Origin of the sequence: Pollutimonas rozaliensis (assembly GCF_048751585.1) — a bacterium.
Classification (GTDB): Bacteria; Pseudomonadota; Gammaproteobacteria; order Burkholderiales; family Burkholderiaceae_B.
Window position 1 is genome coordinate 279,482 of the sequence record NZ_JAZHOB010000003.1, and the last position, 16,327, is coordinate 295,808.

General features: G+C 61.8%; 16 protein-coding genes. 8 read left to right on the forward strand and 8 right to left on the reverse strand.

The window, feature by feature from the left end:
- Positions 1 to 100 precede the first annotated feature (100 nt).
- Both V0R37_RS07265 and rlmD read left to right on the forward strand, forming a co-directional pair.
- Positions 101 to 718 carry a hypothetical protein gene (locus V0R37_RS07265; RefSeq protein ID WP_420373887.1) on the forward strand — a complete coding sequence of 206 codons (618 nt, stop codon included), beginning with the start codon at positions 101 to 103 and terminating at the stop codon, positions 716 to 718.
- A gap of 158 nt (positions 719 to 876) precedes the next feature.
- Positions 877 to 2,190, forward strand: coding sequence for a 23S rRNA (uracil(1939)-C(5))-methyltransferase RlmD (gene rlmD, locus V0R37_RS07270; RefSeq protein ID WP_420373888.1), 1,314 nt, complete (start codon positions 877 to 879; stop codon positions 2,188 to 2,190).
- Between the two features lie 809 nt (positions 2,191 to 2,999).
- Here the strand turns inward: rlmD and argH are convergent.
- A complete protein-coding gene (argH, locus tag V0R37_RS07275; RefSeq protein WP_420373889.1) occupies positions 3,000 to 4,424 on the reverse strand; it encodes an argininosuccinate lyase in 1,425 nt (474 codons plus the stop codon).
- Positions 4,425 to 4,499: 75 nt separating this feature from the next.
- On the opposite strand from argH, the gene V0R37_RS07280 reads away from it, so the two are divergent.
- The 3 genes from V0R37_RS07280 (at position 4,500) to V0R37_RS07290 (ending at position 6,808) form a co-directional block, all read left to right on the forward strand.
- A complete protein-coding gene (locus V0R37_RS07280) occupies positions 4,500 to 5,807 on the forward strand; it encodes a mechanosensitive ion channel family protein (RefSeq protein ID WP_420373890.1) in 1,308 nt (435 codons plus the stop codon).
- Between the two features lie 67 nt (positions 5,808 to 5,874).
- On the forward strand, positions 5,875 to 6,213 hold the full coding sequence (locus V0R37_RS07285) for a P-II family nitrogen regulator (RefSeq protein WP_180069597.1): 339 nt from the start codon (positions 5,875 to 5,877) through the stop codon (positions 6,211 to 6,213).
- 52 nt (positions 6,214 to 6,265) lie between these two features.
- Positions 6,266 to 6,808, forward strand: coding sequence for a YaeQ family protein (locus V0R37_RS07290; protein ID WP_420373891.1), 543 nt, complete (start codon positions 6,266 to 6,268; stop codon positions 6,806 to 6,808).
- A 1-nt stretch (position 6,809) separates the two neighbouring features.
- Here the strand turns inward: V0R37_RS07290 and V0R37_RS07295 are convergent, their stop codons facing one another.
- Positions 6,810 to 7,406, reverse strand: coding sequence for a chorismate--pyruvate lyase family protein (locus tag V0R37_RS07295; RefSeq protein ID WP_420373892.1), 597 nt, complete (start codon positions 7,404 to 7,406; stop codon positions 6,810 to 6,812).
- Between the two features lie 36 nt (positions 7,407 to 7,442).
- Here V0R37_RS07295 and V0R37_RS07300 point away from each other — a divergent pair, with 36 nt between their 5' ends.
- Positions 7,443 to 8,177 carry a pseudouridine synthase gene (locus tag V0R37_RS07300; protein ID WP_420373893.1) on the forward strand — a complete coding sequence of 245 codons (735 nt, stop codon included), beginning with the start codon at positions 7,443 to 7,445 and terminating at the stop codon, positions 8,175 to 8,177.
- A 50-nt stretch (positions 8,178 to 8,227) separates the two neighbouring features.
- On the opposite strand, the gene V0R37_RS07305 is transcribed toward V0R37_RS07300, so the two are convergent.
- Together V0R37_RS07305 and ugpQ are read right to left on the reverse strand one after the other, a co-directional pair.
- Positions 8,228 to 9,082 carry a 23S rRNA (adenine(2030)-N(6))-methyltransferase RlmJ gene (locus V0R37_RS07305; protein WP_420373894.1) on the reverse strand — a complete coding sequence of 285 codons (855 nt, stop codon included), beginning with the start codon at positions 9,080 to 9,082 and terminating at the stop codon, positions 8,228 to 8,230.
- A gap of 82 nt (positions 9,083 to 9,164) precedes the next feature.
- Entirely contained in the window at positions 9,165 to 9,923 is a 759-nt protein-coding gene (gene ugpQ / locus V0R37_RS07310) for a glycerophosphodiester phosphodiesterase (RefSeq protein ID WP_420373895.1), read from the reverse strand.
- 213 nt (positions 9,924 to 10,136) lie between these two features.
- Here ugpQ and V0R37_RS07315 point away from each other — a divergent pair, with 213 nt between their 5' ends.
- Positions 10,137 to 12,104, forward strand: a complete 1,968-nt coding sequence (locus V0R37_RS07315; protein ID WP_420373896.1) for a SurA N-terminal domain-containing protein — start codon at positions 10,137 to 10,139, stop codon at positions 12,102 to 12,104.
- A gap of 66 nt (positions 12,105 to 12,170) precedes the next feature.
- On the opposite strand, the gene V0R37_RS07320 is transcribed toward V0R37_RS07315, so the two are convergent.
- Positions 12,171 to 12,815: an arylesterase gene (locus tag V0R37_RS07320; protein ID WP_420373897.1), complete on the reverse strand. Its 645-nt coding sequence runs from the start codon at positions 12,813 to 12,815 to the stop codon at positions 12,171 to 12,173.
- Between V0R37_RS07320 and V0R37_RS07325 the strand changes: the two genes are divergently transcribed.
- A complete protein-coding gene (locus V0R37_RS07325; protein ID WP_420373898.1) occupies positions 12,814 to 13,491 on the forward strand; it encodes an ABC transporter ATP-binding protein in 678 nt (225 codons plus the stop codon). The genes V0R37_RS07320 and V0R37_RS07325 overlap by 2 nt on opposite strands.
- On the opposite strand, the gene V0R37_RS07330 is transcribed toward V0R37_RS07325, so the two are convergent.
- The 3 genes from V0R37_RS07330 to V0R37_RS07340 are packed head-to-tail and all read right to left on the reverse strand — an operon-like array spanning position 13,492 to position 16,272.
- Positions 13,492 to 14,793, reverse strand: coding sequence for a TRAP transporter large permease (locus tag V0R37_RS07330; protein ID WP_420373899.1), 1,302 nt, complete (start codon positions 14,791 to 14,793; stop codon positions 13,492 to 13,494).
- Entirely contained in the window at positions 14,786 to 15,292 is a 507-nt protein-coding gene (locus V0R37_RS07335; protein WP_420373900.1) for a TRAP transporter small permease, read from the reverse strand. Before V0R37_RS07335 ends, V0R37_RS07330 begins: the two co-directional genes overlap by 8 nt.
- A 2-nt stretch (positions 15,293 to 15,294) precedes the next feature.
- A complete protein-coding gene (locus tag V0R37_RS07340; RefSeq protein WP_420373901.1) occupies positions 15,295 to 16,272 on the reverse strand; it encodes a TRAP transporter substrate-binding protein in 978 nt (325 codons plus the stop codon).
- Positions 16,273 to 16,327: the final 55 nt, after the last annotated feature.

Below are 16,327 nucleotides of genomic sequence, written 5' to 3' on the forward strand. Positions count from 1 at the left end.
CTGAAACCGACTGAAAAGAATCGGGTTGCGCTGAAATAGGCTGGAAACGGGTTCGCCCGCACAATGAAGGCTCCTAACAGTTTTAAAGGAATCTTCCCTCATGCAAACCTCGAAACTCTCCGTATCCCTGAAGCTGGCAGCCATAAGCGCCGCCCTGGCTGTTTGCGGCGCATCCTATGCGGCCGCCGGTTCCGCCCCAGCCGCGACGGGTGCCGCCGCCGCCCAGGAAAGTTCGACCGCGGCGCCAAGCGCTCATATGGGCAAGCATCACAAGTCTATGCATCGCCATCAGCGGGATGCGGCCATGTGGGTGCCCGGCTATGGCCCCCTGGGCAAGGATTTCGTGCAATCGCTGGCCTTGAACGACAAACAGACCGCCGCGCTGGAAGCCGCGCAGGCCGGGCAGAAGCAGGCGCGTGCCGAACGGCGCGCCGCGTTCAAGTCGGCCATGAAGGCCAGGGCCGAGCAAGCCAAGGCCGGGAAGATCGATCCTCGCGCGGCCTTGAAGCAGACCGAGGAAGGGCAGGAACGAGCCCATGCGCAGCGTCGCGGCATCGATGAAAAATGGTTGGCTGTGTGGGATGCGCTCGATGCCTCGCAGCAACAGAAAGTGGCCGCCCATTTCAGCGAACGCGCCGAAAAATTCGCCAAACGCGCCGAGAAGCGCAAGCAGCATCGCGAACAGGCGGCACCCGCCGTTGAAAAGGCTTCTTCATAAACAAGAGCGGTTCGGCCGGCCTTGGGGCCGGTTTTTTTGCTTGTTCCGGCCACCCCGCCAGAGCGGGATGGCACCCGCTGATCCAGGCTATTCACGGTCAAGGACGCTGCGCGCGCATCCGGGTAAAATTCGGTCCTGCTTTCTTGGATTTCCGGATAATGACGCTTGAAGTATTCGATATAGAGTCTCTCGACCTTGAGGCGCGCGGCATCGCGCGGCGCGAGGGCAAGGTGGTGTTTGTTGAAGGGGCGCTGCCGGGCGAAAAGGTGCTCGCCCGTGTCGTGAAGCAAAAGGCCAGCTTCGATACGGCCAGGATGGAGCGGATACTCAAGCCTTCATCGCAGCGGGTGGAGCCGCCCTGTCCGTATTTTGGGGTATGCGGAGGCTGCGCCATGCAGCATCTGGAGCCGTCCGCGCAGGTGGCGGTAAAACAGCGGGTCCTGGAGGACGCGCTTGGGCATATCGGCAAGGTTCAACCCGCCATGGTGCTGCCGCCTTTGCATGGCCCGGCCTTCGGCTATCGCTATCGTGCCCGCCTGTCGGTACGCTACGTCGCGAAAAAAGGCGGAGCCCTGGTGGGTTTTCGCGAGCGCCGAGGCAGCTATGTGGCCGACATCAAGGAATGCAAGGTATTGCCGCCGCATGTCTCGGACATGCTGCTGCCTTTGCGTGAGCTGATCGGTTCGCTCTCGCGTCCCGATCGGTTTCCCCAGATAGAAGTGGCGGTCGGCGACCGGACCACGGCCTTGTTGCTGCGCCACATGGAAGCGCTGAGTCCGGCCGACATCGTACTGCTAAGGGAATTCGGCGCCCATCATAATGTGACATGGTGGCTGCAATCCAAGGGTCCCGAAACGGTGCATCCGCTGGATGCCGCCGACGTGGATGCCTTGGCCTACACCTTGCCGGAGTTCGGCTTGCGCATGCCTTACCGCCCGACCGACTTTACCCAGGTCAATCACGCCATCAACCGCACACTGATTTCCAAGGCCATCGGCCTGCTGGACGTTCAGCCCGCCGATCGCGTGGCCGATCTGTTTTGCGGATTGGGAAATTTCACCTTGCCCTTGGCCGTCCACGCCGCCAGTGTGGTGGGCATAGAAGGCAGCGGCATACTGACCGAAAGGGCCATGGAGGCCGCCCGCCGGCACGGCCTGCAGGACAAGACTCGCTTTGCCACCCTGAACCTGTTCGAGGTGGATGTTCAATGGCTGCGCGATCTGGGGCGCTTTGATCGCGTGCTGATCGATCCGCCGCGCGAAGGCGCCGAATCGGTGGCGCGGGCGCTGGCGGCGCTGGCGCCGGCGGAAAGGCCGCAGCGTATCGTCTACGTTTCCTGCAGCCCGGCCACGCTGGCGCGCGATGCCGGCATCCTGGTGCACGAGGGAGGCTATAAGCTGCTGAGCGCCGGGGTGATCAACATGTTCCCGCATACCGGGCATGTGGAATCGATAGCCGTGTTTGATGCCTGATTACGCCAGGTTTGCGCGGCGCTTAGCGCCTTTTTGGTTCAGGTGCTTACGTGCTTGCTGGTTCTGCCGGGGCGATACCCAGTGGTGATTCAAGATCCGTGTGGTATGGGACAAGCTCTGTGTAAGGTATTCTCTGACGCGTGCCGGGTGGCGTGAACCGGCCTTGCTCCTCGTGGCCGGTTCGGCGCCCTGCGCGCCGAACACCGCTGCGCCTGGCTCCTGCGCCCCTTCGGGCTGCGTTCGCCGACGGCTTGCTCGGCCCCGAAAGTCGCCGCGTCCGGCCCCAGCCACCCGACCCGCTGCAGTGTTTTACGTTAGCGGCGCCGCCGGGGCGGTTTGGGTGCTTGGCCTTTTTATGCGGCGCTCTGTGCTGCTGGAATGGCTCTTGCGCCGTCCCGGCCCCGCGCGCCTGCCGCGCGGGGCCGAAACCTTCCGATCTCAGCAGATGATTCATCTCCAACAGTGTCTATAGCTCTGACGGAGCTCATCATTAACTATGCTGCCAAGGCGCAGCCGGTGGGCCGGGGCTGGGCGAGGTTTGAGCAAGCCGCCGCAGCCGTTTTGCGCTGGGGGCGTAAGAGGGCGCGTATGTTTGAGCCAGCCATCAGCCCCCAGGCGGCTGATGGCTGGCGAGTTCGCGCCCGACCCCGGCGCAAAGCGGCTGCAAGGGGACCCCGAAGGGGCGCAGCGATCCGAGCACGGCCCCGGCCCACCGGCTGCGTCGGTTGTATAAGCGGTTGTACAAGCTAAAGCCACACGCCTACAGACCATGAAGCCAGCAAACACCTGAGCCGAAAATAGAAAATACGCTAGCCTTCGGCCGTGTCGTTCAGAACCCGCTGGGCTTCCAGCTTGACCCGCTCCGGTGCCGTTCCGCCTATATGCTTGCGGGCGGCCACGGAGCCTTCCAGGGTCAGCACCTGGTAGATATCCTGCTCGATCAAAGGATGAAAGCCTTTCAGGTCTTCCAGCGACAGGTCGGCCAGGTCGCAGCCGCGGCCTTCGCAGGCGCGCACGGCATGAGCCACGGTTTCGTGCGCATCGCGGAAGGGCACGCCTTTTTTGACCAGGTAGTCGGCCAGATCGGTGGCGGTGGCAAAGCCCTGCAATGCGGCGGCGCGCATGGCGTCGGCCTTGACGCGTATGCCGCCCACCATGTCCACGAAAATGGTCAGGGTGTCGCGTATGGTGTCGGCCGAATCGAACAGGCCTTCCTTGTCTTCCTGATTGTCTTTGTTGTAGGCCAGGGGCTGGCCTTTCATCAGGGTAAGCAGGGCGATCAGGTGGCCGTTGACGCGGCCGGTCTTTCCGCGCGCCAGTTCCGGCACGTCGGGGTTCTTCTTTTGCGGCATGATGGAACTGCCGGTGCAGAAGCGGTCGGCCAGGTCGATGAAGCCCACGCGCGGGCTCATCCATAGCACCAGTTCTTCGGATAGGCGCGAGATATGCGTCATGATCAGGGCCGCGGCCGCGCAGAATTCGATGGCGAAGTCTCGGTCGGACACGGCGTCCAGCGAATTGCGGCAGACCTCGTCGAAGCCCAGCGTGCGCGCCACGCGCTCGCGATCGATCGGGTAGGACGTGCCGGCCAGCGCGGCCGCGCCCAAGGGAAGGCGGTTGACACGCTTGCGGCAGTCAATAAGGCGTTCGGCGTCGCGGCCGAACATTTCAGCATAAGCCAGCAGGTGGTGGCCGAAGGTCACGGGCTGCGCGACCTGCAGGTGGGTGAAGCCCGGCAATATGGTCGATGCGTGCTCGAGCGCCAGTTCGGCCAGCCTGGCCCGCAACTGGCGCAGCAGATCGACGGCGATGTCGATCTCGTTGCGCAGCCACAGGCGGATGTCGGTTGCGACCTGATCGTTGCGCGAACGGCCGGTATGCAGCCGCTTGCCGGCGTCGCCGATGAGTTCCACCAGGCGCTTTTCGATGTTCAGGTGCACGTCCTCAAGGTCCAGCGACCAAGTGAATGCGCCCGCGCTGATTTCTTCCAGGATGCGCGCCATCCCCTTTTCGATGGCGGTCCTGTCATCGTTGCTGATGATGCCTATGGATTCCAGCATATCGGCATGGGCCAACGAGCCCTGGATGTCGAAAACGGCCATGCGCTGGTCGAAATCGACCGACGCGGTATAGCGCTTGACCAGGTCGGACACGGGCTCGGAAAAACGGGCGGACCAGGCCTGGGCCTTGTTCGCAAACTGGTCCTGATGTTCGGGAGAAGTATTTTTAGGCATAGTGGCACGATTATAAAGGAGGACGCTTACGTTATATTAGATGGCCCCGGAATCACGACAGGTAAAGCTTGACCGATGCAAGAACCGACTCTGCTGGCCCAATGGATGGGCGATAACTGGATAGGCCACCACCTGCCCGACACCCTTTGGGGACAAGTGGCGCTGGGTCTGGCCGTCCTGGCCGCGCTGGTAATCGTGGCCGGCTGGGTCACATCGCGGGTCCTGACCACCATTGCCCGGCGCACCCTGACGGCGGTCGGGCACGACGACTGGTCGGTGGCGCTGTCGCGCCGGCGGGTGTTCCGCAACCTGAGCTATGCGGTTCCCTTGCTGGTCATCATGTCCAATATCGGCCTGCTTCCCATCGATGAACGATACGCCGGCCTGATGGCGCGCATCTTCCTGTCAGGCGGCATCGTTTTCTTTTTCATGGCGCTCAATGGCGTGCTGTCCGCCTGGCAGGACATTCACGCGGCAAGCGTTCGCGCGCAAACACGCTCCATCAAGGGTTATGTGGAGCTGGGCAAGATCATTTTCTGGGCCATCTGCCTGATACTGGTCGTATCGATACTGGCCGATCGCTCGCCGCTGCTTATGCTCTCCGGCTTGGGTGCGCTGTCGGCCGTGCTGCTGTTGGTGTTCAAGGACACCTTGCTGTCGCTGGTGGCCAGCACGCAAATGACCTCCAACGACATGCTGCGCATCGGCGACTGGATCGAAATGCCGCAGGCGGGGGCCGACGGCTTCGTCATCGACATCGCCCTGCATACGGTCAAGGTGCAGAACTGGGACAAGACGGTTACGACCGTCCCCACCTACAAGCTGTTTTCCGAGAGCTACCGCAACTGGCGCTACATGTTCGAATCGGGCGGGCGCCGCATCAAGCGCACCTTGCGCATCGATGCCAGTACCGTCCGCTTTCTGCGCGAGGACGAAATCGCCTCGTTAAGGCGCTTTGCCTTGTTAAGGGATTACCTGGACGGCAAGCAGCAGGAACTGGACGAGAGCAATCGCGCCCTGGGTCCGCTGGCCGATCTGGAGGGCAACCGCAGGCGCCTGACCAATCTGGGCACTTTCAGGGCCTACGCCCTGGCGTATTTGCGCCAGCAGCGCGAATTGCACCAGGACATGCTGATGATCGTGCGCATGATGGAGCCCGATTCCCAGGGCATTCCCATCGAGGTCTATTGCTTTGCCAACAATACGGCCTGGGTCGAATACGAGCGTATCCAGGGAAATATCTTCGATCATTTGCTGGCCATTCTTCCCGAGTTGTCGCTGCGCCTGTATCAGGCGCCTTCGGGAGCCGATTTCGCGCGGGTCTGGAGTGAGGCGGGCCGGCCGGCGGCGATGGAACCGCCCGCGGGCCCCCCCGGCGTATGAATGCCGGCCGGTTCCACCGTTTACGGGGCGGCCGTGCGATAATTTTTCTTTATCGTGGAGTCATGCAATGAAACTAGTCGCGGCAATCATCAAGCCCTTCAAGCTGGACGAGGTGCGCGAAGCCCTGGCCGACATCGGCGTCAACGGCTTGACCGTCACCGAGGTGAAAGGCTTCGGCCGCCAGAAGGGCCATACCGAACTGTATCGGGGCGCGGAGTACGTGGTCGACTTCCTGCCCAAGATACGGGTCGAGGTCGTGCTGCCCGCAGCCATGGTCGACGCGGCTATCGACGCCATCATCAAGGCGGCGTTCACCGGCAAGATCGGCGACGGGAAGATCTTTGTCACGGCGGTCGAACAGGCAATACGCATCCGCACCGGCGAAAGCGGCATCGATGCGCTCTGAACCCGGAAGGCCGGACGGCAGGCGCCCGCAGCGCGCGGCCGGGGCCTGAACCATGGCGCTGCGAGCAACTATTTTCAAGCTGGACCTGCATGTGGCCGACATGGATCGCGGCTATTACGGCAGCCACGCGCTGACCCTGGCGCGACATCCATCGGAAACCGACGAACGCATGATGCTGCGCGTTCTGGCCTTCGCGCTGTATGCCGACGAAGGGCTGGCCTTTACACGCGGGCTCAGCACCACCGAAGAGCCGTCGCTGTGGGAAAAGGACCTGACCGGCTCCATTCTGAACTGGATAGAACTGGGCCATCCGGACGAGCGGCGCCTTTTGCAGGCCGGCGGCAAATCGGAACGGGTCGTGGTGTTCTGCTATGGGGGACATGCCAGCCAGGTCTGGTGGCAGGGCGTGCAGGCTGCCGCGGCGCGTATCCGGAACCTTAGCGTGCTGTCGGTCAGTCCGTCCGCCATACAGGCCCTGGCGGGCTTCGCGCAGCGCGCCATGACCCTGCACGTGACCATCCAAGAGGGCGCCGTGCTGGTGGCCTCGGACAGCGACAGCCTGACGGTCGATATCGAGACCTGGCGCGCCGCTTAACTTAAATCTGCTTCAGCGACAGCCCTTGGTCATATGCCGATTTGGCCGCCAGGGGCCAGAAGTCCGGCAGGAAGCATTCGGCTACCAGCAGGGGTTGTCCGTTGCGCCAGAATACCGAGCAGCGCGCCAGCATGCTGTTGGCCGCGGGGCATTGATGCCCCAGCATGTTGCGAGCCGATCTGTACAAAGGGTGCTGGTCGCGCAGCCGGCAGGCCAGAAAACCCGAACGCGTGATCTGGGGATTGTGATAAAGCATGTCGGCCAGCGGCCGCGTGCGCAGGCGCCGCATGCCCTGCCATAGGCTGTGGGAGGCTTGCAGCGGTGTGAAGCTGCGCGCAAATACGCTGTTCACGCCATTGATGGACATGATGATCTCGCGCACCCATACGGGGCTCCGGACGGGCCGATTCAGCATCCAGGCCTCGGCCGGGAGCAGGCCGGCGGCATGTTCGCGGACCACACGCAGTTGCACCGGACCGATGCGGCGCAGGCCGGCCGTCAGGGCGCCGGGGCGGAACAACCAGTATTTTTGTTGGCGGCTGAATGAAGGAGAGGGCGCCGCGATCCAGTCGGAGTAATCAGGTGGGTGTAATTCCATAAACCATATTATCGCCAAAGTCATAAAATACCGCTTATGGAAAAAATACGAATTTCAAAATTGATGGCCGAGCGCGGCCTGTGCTCGCGCCGCGAAGCCGATGCCTATATAGAACGGGGCTGGGTCAAAGTGGACGGGCAAGTGGTTTCCGAGCTGGGCAGCAAGGCCTGGCCGAATCAGGAAATCACCCTGGACAGGCAGGCGCAGCGGCGCCAGACGTCGCGCGTGACGATACTGCTGAACAAGCCGGTCGGCTATGTGTCGGGCCAGGCCGAGCAAGGCTATCGGCCGGCCGTGTCGCTGATCAGCGCGGCGACCCATTACAAGGCCGACAAGTCGCCGCTGCGCTTCGAGCCCGGCCAATTGCGCGGCCTGGCCCCGGCCGGCCGGCTGGATATCGACTCCCAAGGACTGCTGATCCTGACGCAGGACGGCCGCATAGCCCGTCAATTGATCAGCGACGACTCCGAGATCGACAAAGAATACCTGGTGCGGGTGCATGGAAAGATCGCCGGCAACGGATTGGCGATGCTCAATCATGGCTTGTCGCTGGACGGCAAGCCTTTGAAGCGCGCGCAGGTAAGCTGGCAGAACGAGGATCAACTGCGTTTCATCTTGCAGGAAGGCAAGAAGCGGCAGATCCGGCGCATGTGCGAACAGGTCGGCCTGAAGGTGATCGGCTTGAAGCGCGTCCGCATGGGGCGCATCGTGCTGGGCGACCTGCCGCCGGGGCAATGGCGCTACCTCAAGGACGGCGAACGCTTTCTTTAATATTCCGTCATCCGGCCCATTCGCTTTCGGGCCGGCCGATGGGGCTGTGCTTAGGATCCCTGCTTTTTAAGGGTAAAGCCAGCCCTGTCGTCCTGTTTCAGCTTGTCGCTTAGCCAGGGCAGGGTGGCGGCCAGCTCGGCATGCAGCGTCCACGGAGGGTTCAGCACGAACATGCCGCTGCCATGCAGGCCGAAACCATCGCCGGCCGGCTTGCGCACCGTCAGGCTGGCATGCACCCACGGCGTTTTCAAGCGCTCCAGCGAGCGGGCCAGCTCGTGGGCCTCGCGTCGCTGCACCAGCGGGTACCAGATGGCGAAGCATCCGGTGGCAAAGCGTTTCAGGCCTTCATTGACCGCCTGCAGCGTTTTGCGATAGTCCTGCTTGTCTTCGTACGAAGGGTCGATAATCGTGATGCCGCGCCGAGTTGCCGGCGGCAATTGGCTTTTCAGGCCGTCGAAGCCGTCGGCTTCGTAGATGGTGGTCTGTCTGGTCGCATCGCGGCCCTGGCGTTCCAGGTTCTGTCGCAGGACACTGGCCTCGGAGGGATGCATTTCAAACAGGCGCAGGCGATCCTGATCGCGCAGGGCGCGCAGCGCCAGCCAGGGTGAGCCGGGATAGAAATTGGCCACCCCGTCCGGATTGAAGTGCTGCACTTCTTCCAGGTAGCGCTCTATCATCGGCGGCATCGATGCGGCGCCCAGCAGCCGGTCCAGCCCATCGACGAACTCGCCGTTCTTCAGCGCCCAGTCGCTGCGCAAATCATACAGACCGGCTCCGGCATGCGTATCGATGACCCAATAGGGATTGTCCTTGCGGTTGTAGTAGTCCAGGATATGGACGAATACGGCGTGCTTCAGGACATCGGCGTGATTGCCGGCGTGGAAGGCGTGGCGATAGCTGAACAAAAAAGCTCCTTATGACAAGCGCCGCTGCGCGCCGGGGGTGTGCGCGAGACGGTCTTGCTATTGCTGCATTGTATAGGCGGGTTCAGGCAAACCAGGCGGGCGATATCGTCTTGATTTCGTCCGTCACGATGGCGTTGCATCCCCAGTCGAGCAATTCGCGGGCGCGCGCCGTGTCGTTGACCGTCCATATGGCCAGCGTGTAGCCGGCCTGGCGCACCGCCTGGGCGATGGACAGCGTCGTGTACTTGTGATTCAGGTTCAGACCCACGCATTGCAGCCGTTCCACGCGACTGCGCCAGTCGGCGGGGACCTCTTTCGCGATCAGCAGCGCCCTGGGAAGCTCCGGCGCTTCGTTCATGGCTGCTTCCAGAGCGGCTTCCGAGAAGGACGAGAGCAAGGGCGGCAGATCAGCGCCGGTCCATAGCGTGCGCGCCAGCCTGGCCACTTGCTTGCCGGTTTCCGCCTCCATGCCGGTATGCGGCTTTATTTCGATATTGCTGCGTATGCCGTTGGCGCGGGTATAGGCGGCGATCGAGTAGAGCGTGGGGATGGGTTCGCCCGCATAATCGCGCGAATGCCAGGCGCCAAAGTCGATCTGCGCCAGTTCGGCCAGGGTTTTGTCCGCCGCGTTGCCCACGCCGTTGGATGTGCGCTCGACCGTATCATCATGCAGAAGGACGGCCACGCCGTCGCGGCTCAGCTTGACGTCGTACTCCATCATTAGGAAGCCATGCTGAGCGCCAAGGCGCATGGCGGCCAGCGTGTTCTCCGGTGCATAGCGGCCGGCGCCCCGGTGGGCGATGAACTGAGGATAAGGCCATGCATGGGGGGCGTTGGGCATTTTTCAGGTTCCGAAGATTTTGCGGGGGAAGCAATGCCGGCATTTTATAGCCAGTGCGCGGCTTAGCCCTGCAAATTGATACATGTGTGGTGGTAAACTGCATAAAATTTTCGTGTTCTACTGGGTTTTTTCGTAATCTTGGCGATCCTTATCGCCTTTTTTGATGTAACCGTCGCGCAGGCCAAACAAGGGCTGCGTGTCAGTGGGTGATTAATGTTCGATTTCATTCGTACGCATCAACGCTTGATGCAGTTGGTCCTGCTGGTGCTGATTCTGCCTTCTTTCGTCCTGATCGGCGTCAGCGGCTATACCAATTATGTTTCAGGCGATCACGATCTCGTGAAAGTGGGCGGCACGTCCATTACGCAGCAGAACTTCGATCAGGCGCGCCGCAATCAGCTGCAGCAATTGCAGCAGAACAGCCAGGGCGGCTTCGATCCGGCCGTGCTGGATAATCCCGCCGCGCGCCGTGCCTTGCTTGAATCGCTGATCGACCGCCAGGTGGTGGTGGCGTCGGCCACCAAAGAGCGCTTCAGCGTGTCCGATGCCGTCTTGCGCCAGACCATCGCTTCGATGCCGCAATTGCAGGTCGACGGGCAGTTTTCGCCTGAGCGCTATAACGAAGTGCTGGCCTCGGCGGGCCTGACGACCCGTGACTTCGAGCAAAGCCAGCGGGCCGAACTGGCGCTGGATCGGGTATTGGGCCCGATTGCGCTGACCGCCAGCGTGCCCGCTTCGGTGGTCCAGCAATTGGAAGTCGCCCTGACCGAACAGCGCACGTTGCGGCTGCGGGCCTTCCCGGCCTCCGACTACGAAAAAGACCTTGTCATCACCGATGCCGATGTCCAGGCCTGGTACGACAAGAACAAGCAGACACTGGAATTGCCGGAACAGGTCAGCGCGCAGTATCTGCTGCTCAACGAGGCGGCGGCAATCCAGAATCTGCCGGCGGTCAGCCAGGAAGAGCTGCAAAAATATTATGAGCAGAACAAGGCGCGCTTCGTACAGCCGGCCCGTGTCAACGTCAGCCATATCCAGGTGAATATTCCCCCCGGCGCTTCCGAAGCGGAACGCAAGCAGGCGCATGTAAAGGCCCAGGCAATCCTCAAGAAGGTTCAGGCCGATACCTCCGCGTTTGCCGAAATCGCCAAGGCTGAATCGCAGGATGCGGGTACGGCCAAGGACGGCGGCAAGCTGGGCTGGATCACCAAGGGATCCTGGCCCGCCAATCTCGAGCAGACGGTCTTTGCCCTGCAAAAGGGCGGCGTGTCGGACGTTGTGGACGGCCCCGGCGGCTATCACATCTTCCAGGCCAACGACGTACAGCCTGAAAAGGGCGAATCCTTCGACGAGGCCAAGGAAAAAATCGAAACCGAGGTACGCCGCCAACTGGGTGCGGATCGCTTCGCCGATATGGCCACCCGCCTGACCAGCCTGGTTTACGACAACCCGTCCAGCCTGCAGCCGGCCGCCGACGCGCTTGGGCTCAAGATACGGACGGCCGCGGGTATCGCGCGCGACCGTCTCTTGCCTTCCGACGAGGTCAAAGCCAATGCGGCCTCCGCCAGCCAGGACGCGGCATTGCTGGACGATGCCCGCGTGCGCCGGGCGCTGTTCACGCCGCAAGCCCTGAACGAAAAACAGAATTCGGGTGTTATCGAAATTTCGCCCGACACCATGGTCGCCGTTCGCGTCGATACGGTCACGCCGGCCCATGTCCCCGAACTGGCTCAGGTGGCCGGCCATGTACGCGAAGTCCTCAAGGCTGAACGGGCTCAGGCCGCCGCCGAAAAGGCGGGGCAGGAAGCGCTGGCCGAATTGCAGAAGGCTGATCCCGCACAGGTGCCCGAGGCTTTCGGTTCGCCGCTGACCATCAGCCGCATCAACGCGCAGGGTCTGGCCAAGCCGGTGGCCGACGCGGCGTTTGCCGCTTCGATCAAGACTTTGCCGCAGTATGTGGGTGTCCAGGGGCCGCAAGGCTATGTGCTGATACGCGTCGAGGGCTTTGATGCGGGCAAGCCGGGCAATCCCATGCTGGCGTCTCTGCCGGCCGAACTCGATCAGGCATGGGGCCGTGCCGAAGAACAAGCCGTCCTGAAAGCCATGCGCATCCAGGCCAAGGTGCAAATGTTGCCTGAAGCCGAGCAAGCCTTGTCAGGCGAAAGCGGAAACCAGAACTAGGCTTGCGGCCGCAAGGCCGTCCCATTTAGCTAGTCTTGAGCGGCCCCGCATGGGGCCGCTTGCGATTCAGGGGGCCAGCATGGGTTCGAGCTCTTGCCAGACGTTGCGGGCAAGTATGGCTTGCGCCTGTTCATTCGGATGAATCCCATCCGATTGGAACATGCTCCTGTCGGTGGCTATGCCTTCCAACAAGAAGGGAACCAGTCCGGCGCCATGCTCTTGCGCCACTTGCGGAAACAGTTGCTGGAACTGCTCGGCATATTTGCGGCCGTAGTTGGGCGGTATCTGCATGCCGACCAGCAAGACCCGCGCCTGAGCCTGTTGCGCCATCCCTATCATGGTCGACAAGTTGTCCCGCGTCATTTTCAGCGAAAGCCCGCGCAAGGCATCGTTGCTGCCCAGTTCAATGATGACGATGGCGGGCCGGTGGCGCCGCAGCGCCTCGGGCAGGCGCGCCACGCCGCCGCTGCTGGTATCGCCGCTGATGCTGGTGTTGTGTATCTGGTAATCTTGCTGCTCGGTTTGCAGACGCTGCGCCACCAGGGCAACCCAGCCCGAGCCGCGCTGCAAGCCGTATTCGGCCGACAGGCTGTCGCCTATGACCAGTATGGTCGGGTCCTGGCGCTTGTCCGCAACGCCGGCCTGGGCGACGGCGCCCGCGAACAGAATGCCACTTAATGCACAAACAACAGACCGCCAGCCTATCCACATGAAAAATTCCCATTCGATCCAAGTTAAACACCTGTCCCAAAGAGTCGTCGATTCATCGGGCGCACTGGATATTTTAGACAATGTCAGTTTTACGGTCGATGAGGGCCAGGCACTGGCCATTACCGGCAGCTCGGGATCGGGAAAATCCACGCTGCTGGGCCTGCTGGCGGGACTGGATGTGCCCACTTCCGGGCAAGTGCGCCTGCTGGGCCATGATCTGTTTTCCCTGGATGAGGAAGCGCGCGCCGCCGTGCGCGCGGCCCATGTCGGTTTCGTTTTTCAGTCCTTCCAGTTGCTGCCCAACCTGACCGCCCTGGAAAATGTGATGCTGCCGCTGGAACTGGCGGGCAAGCCGGCCATGGAGGAAGCGCGGGCCATGCTGGAGCGTGTCGGCTTGAAGGACCGCCTGCATCATTATCCCCGGACGCTATCGGGGGGAGAGCAGCAGCGTGTTTCCCTGGCGCGCGCCTTCGTGGTCGGTCCAAAGGTCTTGTTTGCCGATGAGCCCACGGGCAGCCTGGATACCCAGAACGGAGCCAGGATCATCGACCTGATGTTCGCCCTGCACCGCGAATTGAACACCACGCTGGTGCTGGTAACTCACGATCCGCAACTGGCGGCGTTGTGCCAGCGCGAGCTAAGGCTTTCGGGGGGCCGGGTGGTGGCCGCCCCCTGATTACATCTTCATGTTTCTGGGCAGCCAGGTGGCGATTTCCGGAGCGATATAAATAAGCAACACGCCCGCGATCATCAGCAGGAACATGGGCAGCGATACGCGCGCCAGGTAGGGCAGCTCTTTTTTGGTCATGCCCGACAGCACGAACAGATTGAAACCGACCGGCGGCGTGATCTGCGCCATTTCGATGACAAAGACCAGGAATATGCCGAACCAGATCAGGTCGATGCCGGCGGCGGTGACGGTGGGCAGCAATACACCCATGGTCAGCACGACGATGGAAATGCCGTCAAGGAAGCAGCCCAGCACAACATAGAACACCATCAGGGCCATGATCAATCCGAACTGCGAAAGCCCCAGCGAGGCTATCCATTCGGCCAGGATGCGCGGCAGGCCTATGTAGCCCATCGAGAGGGTCAGGAACTGCGCACCGGCCAGGATGAGCGCAATCATGCAGTACAGGCGGGTGGCGCCCATGAGGGATTCTTTGAATATCGGCCAACTGAGCGAACCCTGGGTCAGAGAGAGTATCAAGGCGCCTACGACGCCGACGGCGGCCGCTTCGGTAGCGGTGGCAAATCCCGTATAAATGGTGCCCAGCACGACGGCGATCAGGATGACGACGGGAATGAGATGGCGCGATTGGTAGATTTTCTGCGCAAAATTGAGCTTTTCGTCGGCCTGGGGAATCTGGTCGGGATGCAGCATCGCCCAGACGGCGATATACCCCATGAACAGCGCCGCCAGCAGCATGCCGGGAAAGATGCCGGCGATGAACAGCTTGGAAATGGAGACATCGGCCGCCACGCCGTAGACGATCATGATGATGGAGGGGGGGACCAGCAGGCCTAGCGTGCCCGCGCCCGCCAGGGTGCCTATGATCTGATCCTGCGGATAGCCGCGGCGTGTAAGTTCCGGTATGGTCATCTTGCCTATCGTGGCGCAGGTGGCGGCCGAGGAGCCGGATACGGCGGCGAAGATGGCGCAGCCGACCACATTGGTATGCAGCAGGCGGCCGGGAATGCGGTCCAGCCAAGGGGCGAGCCCTTTGAACAAGTCCTGCGACAGGCGCGAACGGAACAGGATCTCGCCCATCCATAAAAACAGCGGCAGGGCCGTCAGCGTCCAACTGGATGCGGCGCCCCATATCGTGATGGCCATGGCGTCGCCCGCCGGGCGGCTGGAGAACAGCTCCATGCCCAGCCATGCTGTACCCGCCAGTGTCAGGCCGACCCATACTCCGCAAGCCAGGAAGCCGAAGATGGAGACCACCAGCAGAAAAATGACCAGGGTTTCATTCATAATGGGTTTCTTCAGCGTGCTTCTCTTCAGGGATGCCCTTGCAGCGTCTTATGGTTTCATCGGCGATGGCGATAAAGAAGATGAGCGTGCCGATCGCCATGGCGATCTGGGGTATCCATAAAGGCGTGGCGTCGTCGCTGGTGGAAATGTCGTTGTACGAGAAAGAGTCGAACACCAGCTTGCCGCTGAACCAGCACAAGTTCCCGACGATGAGGCAGGCGGCCAGCAGCGCGAAGATGTCCAGCCGCAGGCGGCCTTTGGACGGCAAGGCGGACAGCAGCAGGGTGACGCGTATGTGTTCGCCGCTTTTGAACGTGTGGGCCAGCGCCAGGAAGCCGGCGGCGGCCATGGAATAGCCTGCGTAGGCATCCAGTCCACCGATATGCACCCCCAACTGGCGGGTGGCGATCGACATGACGACCGCCACCAGCACGCCGACCGTGAAAACGGCGGCCAAGCCGCCGGATACCAGGTATAGCCTATCGAGGAAGCGACGCATGCTTATTTATTGGCACGATAGGTATCGATGACTTTCTGGCCGTCGGGACCGGCGCGCTTGACCCACTCGGCCAGCATGGTCTCGCCCACCTTGTCCAATCCCTTCATGAGCTCATCGCTGGGCTTGATGATTTCCATGCCGTTCTTGGCCAGATTATCCAGGTACCACTGTGTTTTTTCCTTGGATATGGCCCAGCCGCGCTTCTCGGCATTCTCGGACGCCTTGAGCAGGGCTTTCTTGCTCTTGTCGTCGAGTTTGTCGAAGGCTTTCTGATTGACGATCACGGCGTTCTTGGGCAGCCAGGCCTGGGTGTCGTAGAACTTCTTGATGTATTCGTAGGTCTTGGTGTCCCAGCCGGTGGAGCCCGAGGTCATGAATGCGTCGACCACGCCGGTTGCCATGGCTTGCGACAGTTCGGATTGCTGGATGGTGACCGGCTGCGCACCTACCAATTCGGCGATGCGGGCGGTCACGGGGCTGTATGCGCGCCATTTCACGCCTTTCAGATCTTCGACTTTCTTGATGTCTTTGTTGGCGAAGATGCCCTGGGGAGGCCAGGCCACGGTGTACAGCAAGGCCATGCCTTGCGAGGCCAGCTTTTTGTTGAGCAGGTCTTTCTGAGCCTGGTAGAGCTTCCAGGCGGCGTCGTAGCCAGTGGCCAGGAAGGGCAGGCCGTCCAGCGCATAGATCGGGTCTTCGTTGGCGTAGTTGGTCAGCAGGATCTCGCCGGCCTGGGCCTGATTGCCCTGAACCGCGCGCTTGATTTCCGGTGCCTTGTACAAAGATGCATTGCTGTGCAGCGTGATGTCCAGTTCGCCGCCCGAGAGCTCTTTGACTTCTTTTATGAACTGTTCCAGGTTCTGCGTGTGCAGGTTGGACGCGGGGTAGGCGCTGGGCAGATCCCATTTGGTGGCGGCCTGGGTGTTGACGGCAAAAGCGGCGGCGCAGGCGGCTGTCAGCAAAGCGAGCGATTTTTTCATTGAACTATCCTTTGATCGGTAATGCCTGGGAAAACACACACGGGCCGGAAGGGCC

Excerpts from the sequence above, each read along its gene's own strand:
- V0R37_RS07290 (WP_420373891.1), top strand. The coding sequence starts at position 6,266 with ATGGCGCTGCGAGCAACTATTTTCAAGCTGGACCTGCATGTGGCCGAC.
- V0R37_RS07335 (WP_420373900.1), bottom strand. The coding sequence starts at position 15,292 with ATGCGTCGCTTCCTCGATAGGCTATACCTGGTATCCGGCGGCTTGGCC.
- rlmD (WP_420373888.1), top strand. The coding sequence starts at position 877 with ATGACGCTTGAAGTATTCGATATAGAGTCTCTCGACCTTGAGGCGCGC.
- V0R37_RS07285 (WP_180069597.1), top strand. The coding sequence starts at position 5,875 with ATGAAACTAGTCGCGGCAATCATCAAGCCCTTCAAGCTGGACGAGGTG.
- V0R37_RS07280 (WP_420373890.1), top strand. The coding sequence starts at position 4,500 with ATGCAAGAACCGACTCTGCTGGCCCAATGGATGGGCGATAACTGGATA.
- V0R37_RS07320 (WP_420373897.1), bottom strand. The coding sequence starts at position 12,815 with ATGTGGATAGGCTGGCGGTCTGTTGTTTGTGCATTAAGTGGCATTCTG.
- V0R37_RS07325 (WP_420373898.1), top strand. The coding sequence starts at position 12,814 with ATGAAAAATTCCCATTCGATCCAAGTTAAACACCTGTCCCAAAGAGTC.
- V0R37_RS07330 (WP_420373899.1), bottom strand. The coding sequence starts at position 14,793 with ATGAATGAAACCCTGGTCATTTTTCTGCTGGTGGTCTCCATCTTCGGC.
- V0R37_RS07300 (WP_420373893.1), top strand. The coding sequence starts at position 7,443 with ATGGAAAAAATACGAATTTCAAAATTGATGGCCGAGCGCGGCCTGTGC.
- V0R37_RS07295 (WP_420373892.1), bottom strand. The coding sequence starts at position 7,406 with ATGGAATTACACCCACCTGATTACTCCGACTGGATCGCGGCGCCCTCT.
- V0R37_RS07315 (WP_420373896.1), top strand. The coding sequence starts at position 10,137 with ATGTTCGATTTCATTCGTACGCATCAACGCTTGATGCAGTTGGTCCTG.
- ugpQ (WP_420373895.1), bottom strand. The coding sequence starts at position 9,923 with ATGCCCAACGCCCCCCATGCATGGCCTTATCCTCAGTTCATCGCCCAC.
- V0R37_RS07340 (WP_420373901.1), bottom strand. The coding sequence starts at position 16,272 with ATGAAAAAATCGCTCGCTTTGCTGACAGCCGCCTGCGCCGCCGCTTTT.
- argH (WP_420373889.1), bottom strand. The coding sequence starts at position 4,424 with ATGCCTAAAAATACTTCTCCCGAACATCAGGACCAGTTTGCGAACAAG.
- V0R37_RS07265 (WP_420373887.1), top strand. The coding sequence starts at position 101 with ATGCAAACCTCGAAACTCTCCGTATCCCTGAAGCTGGCAGCCATAAGC.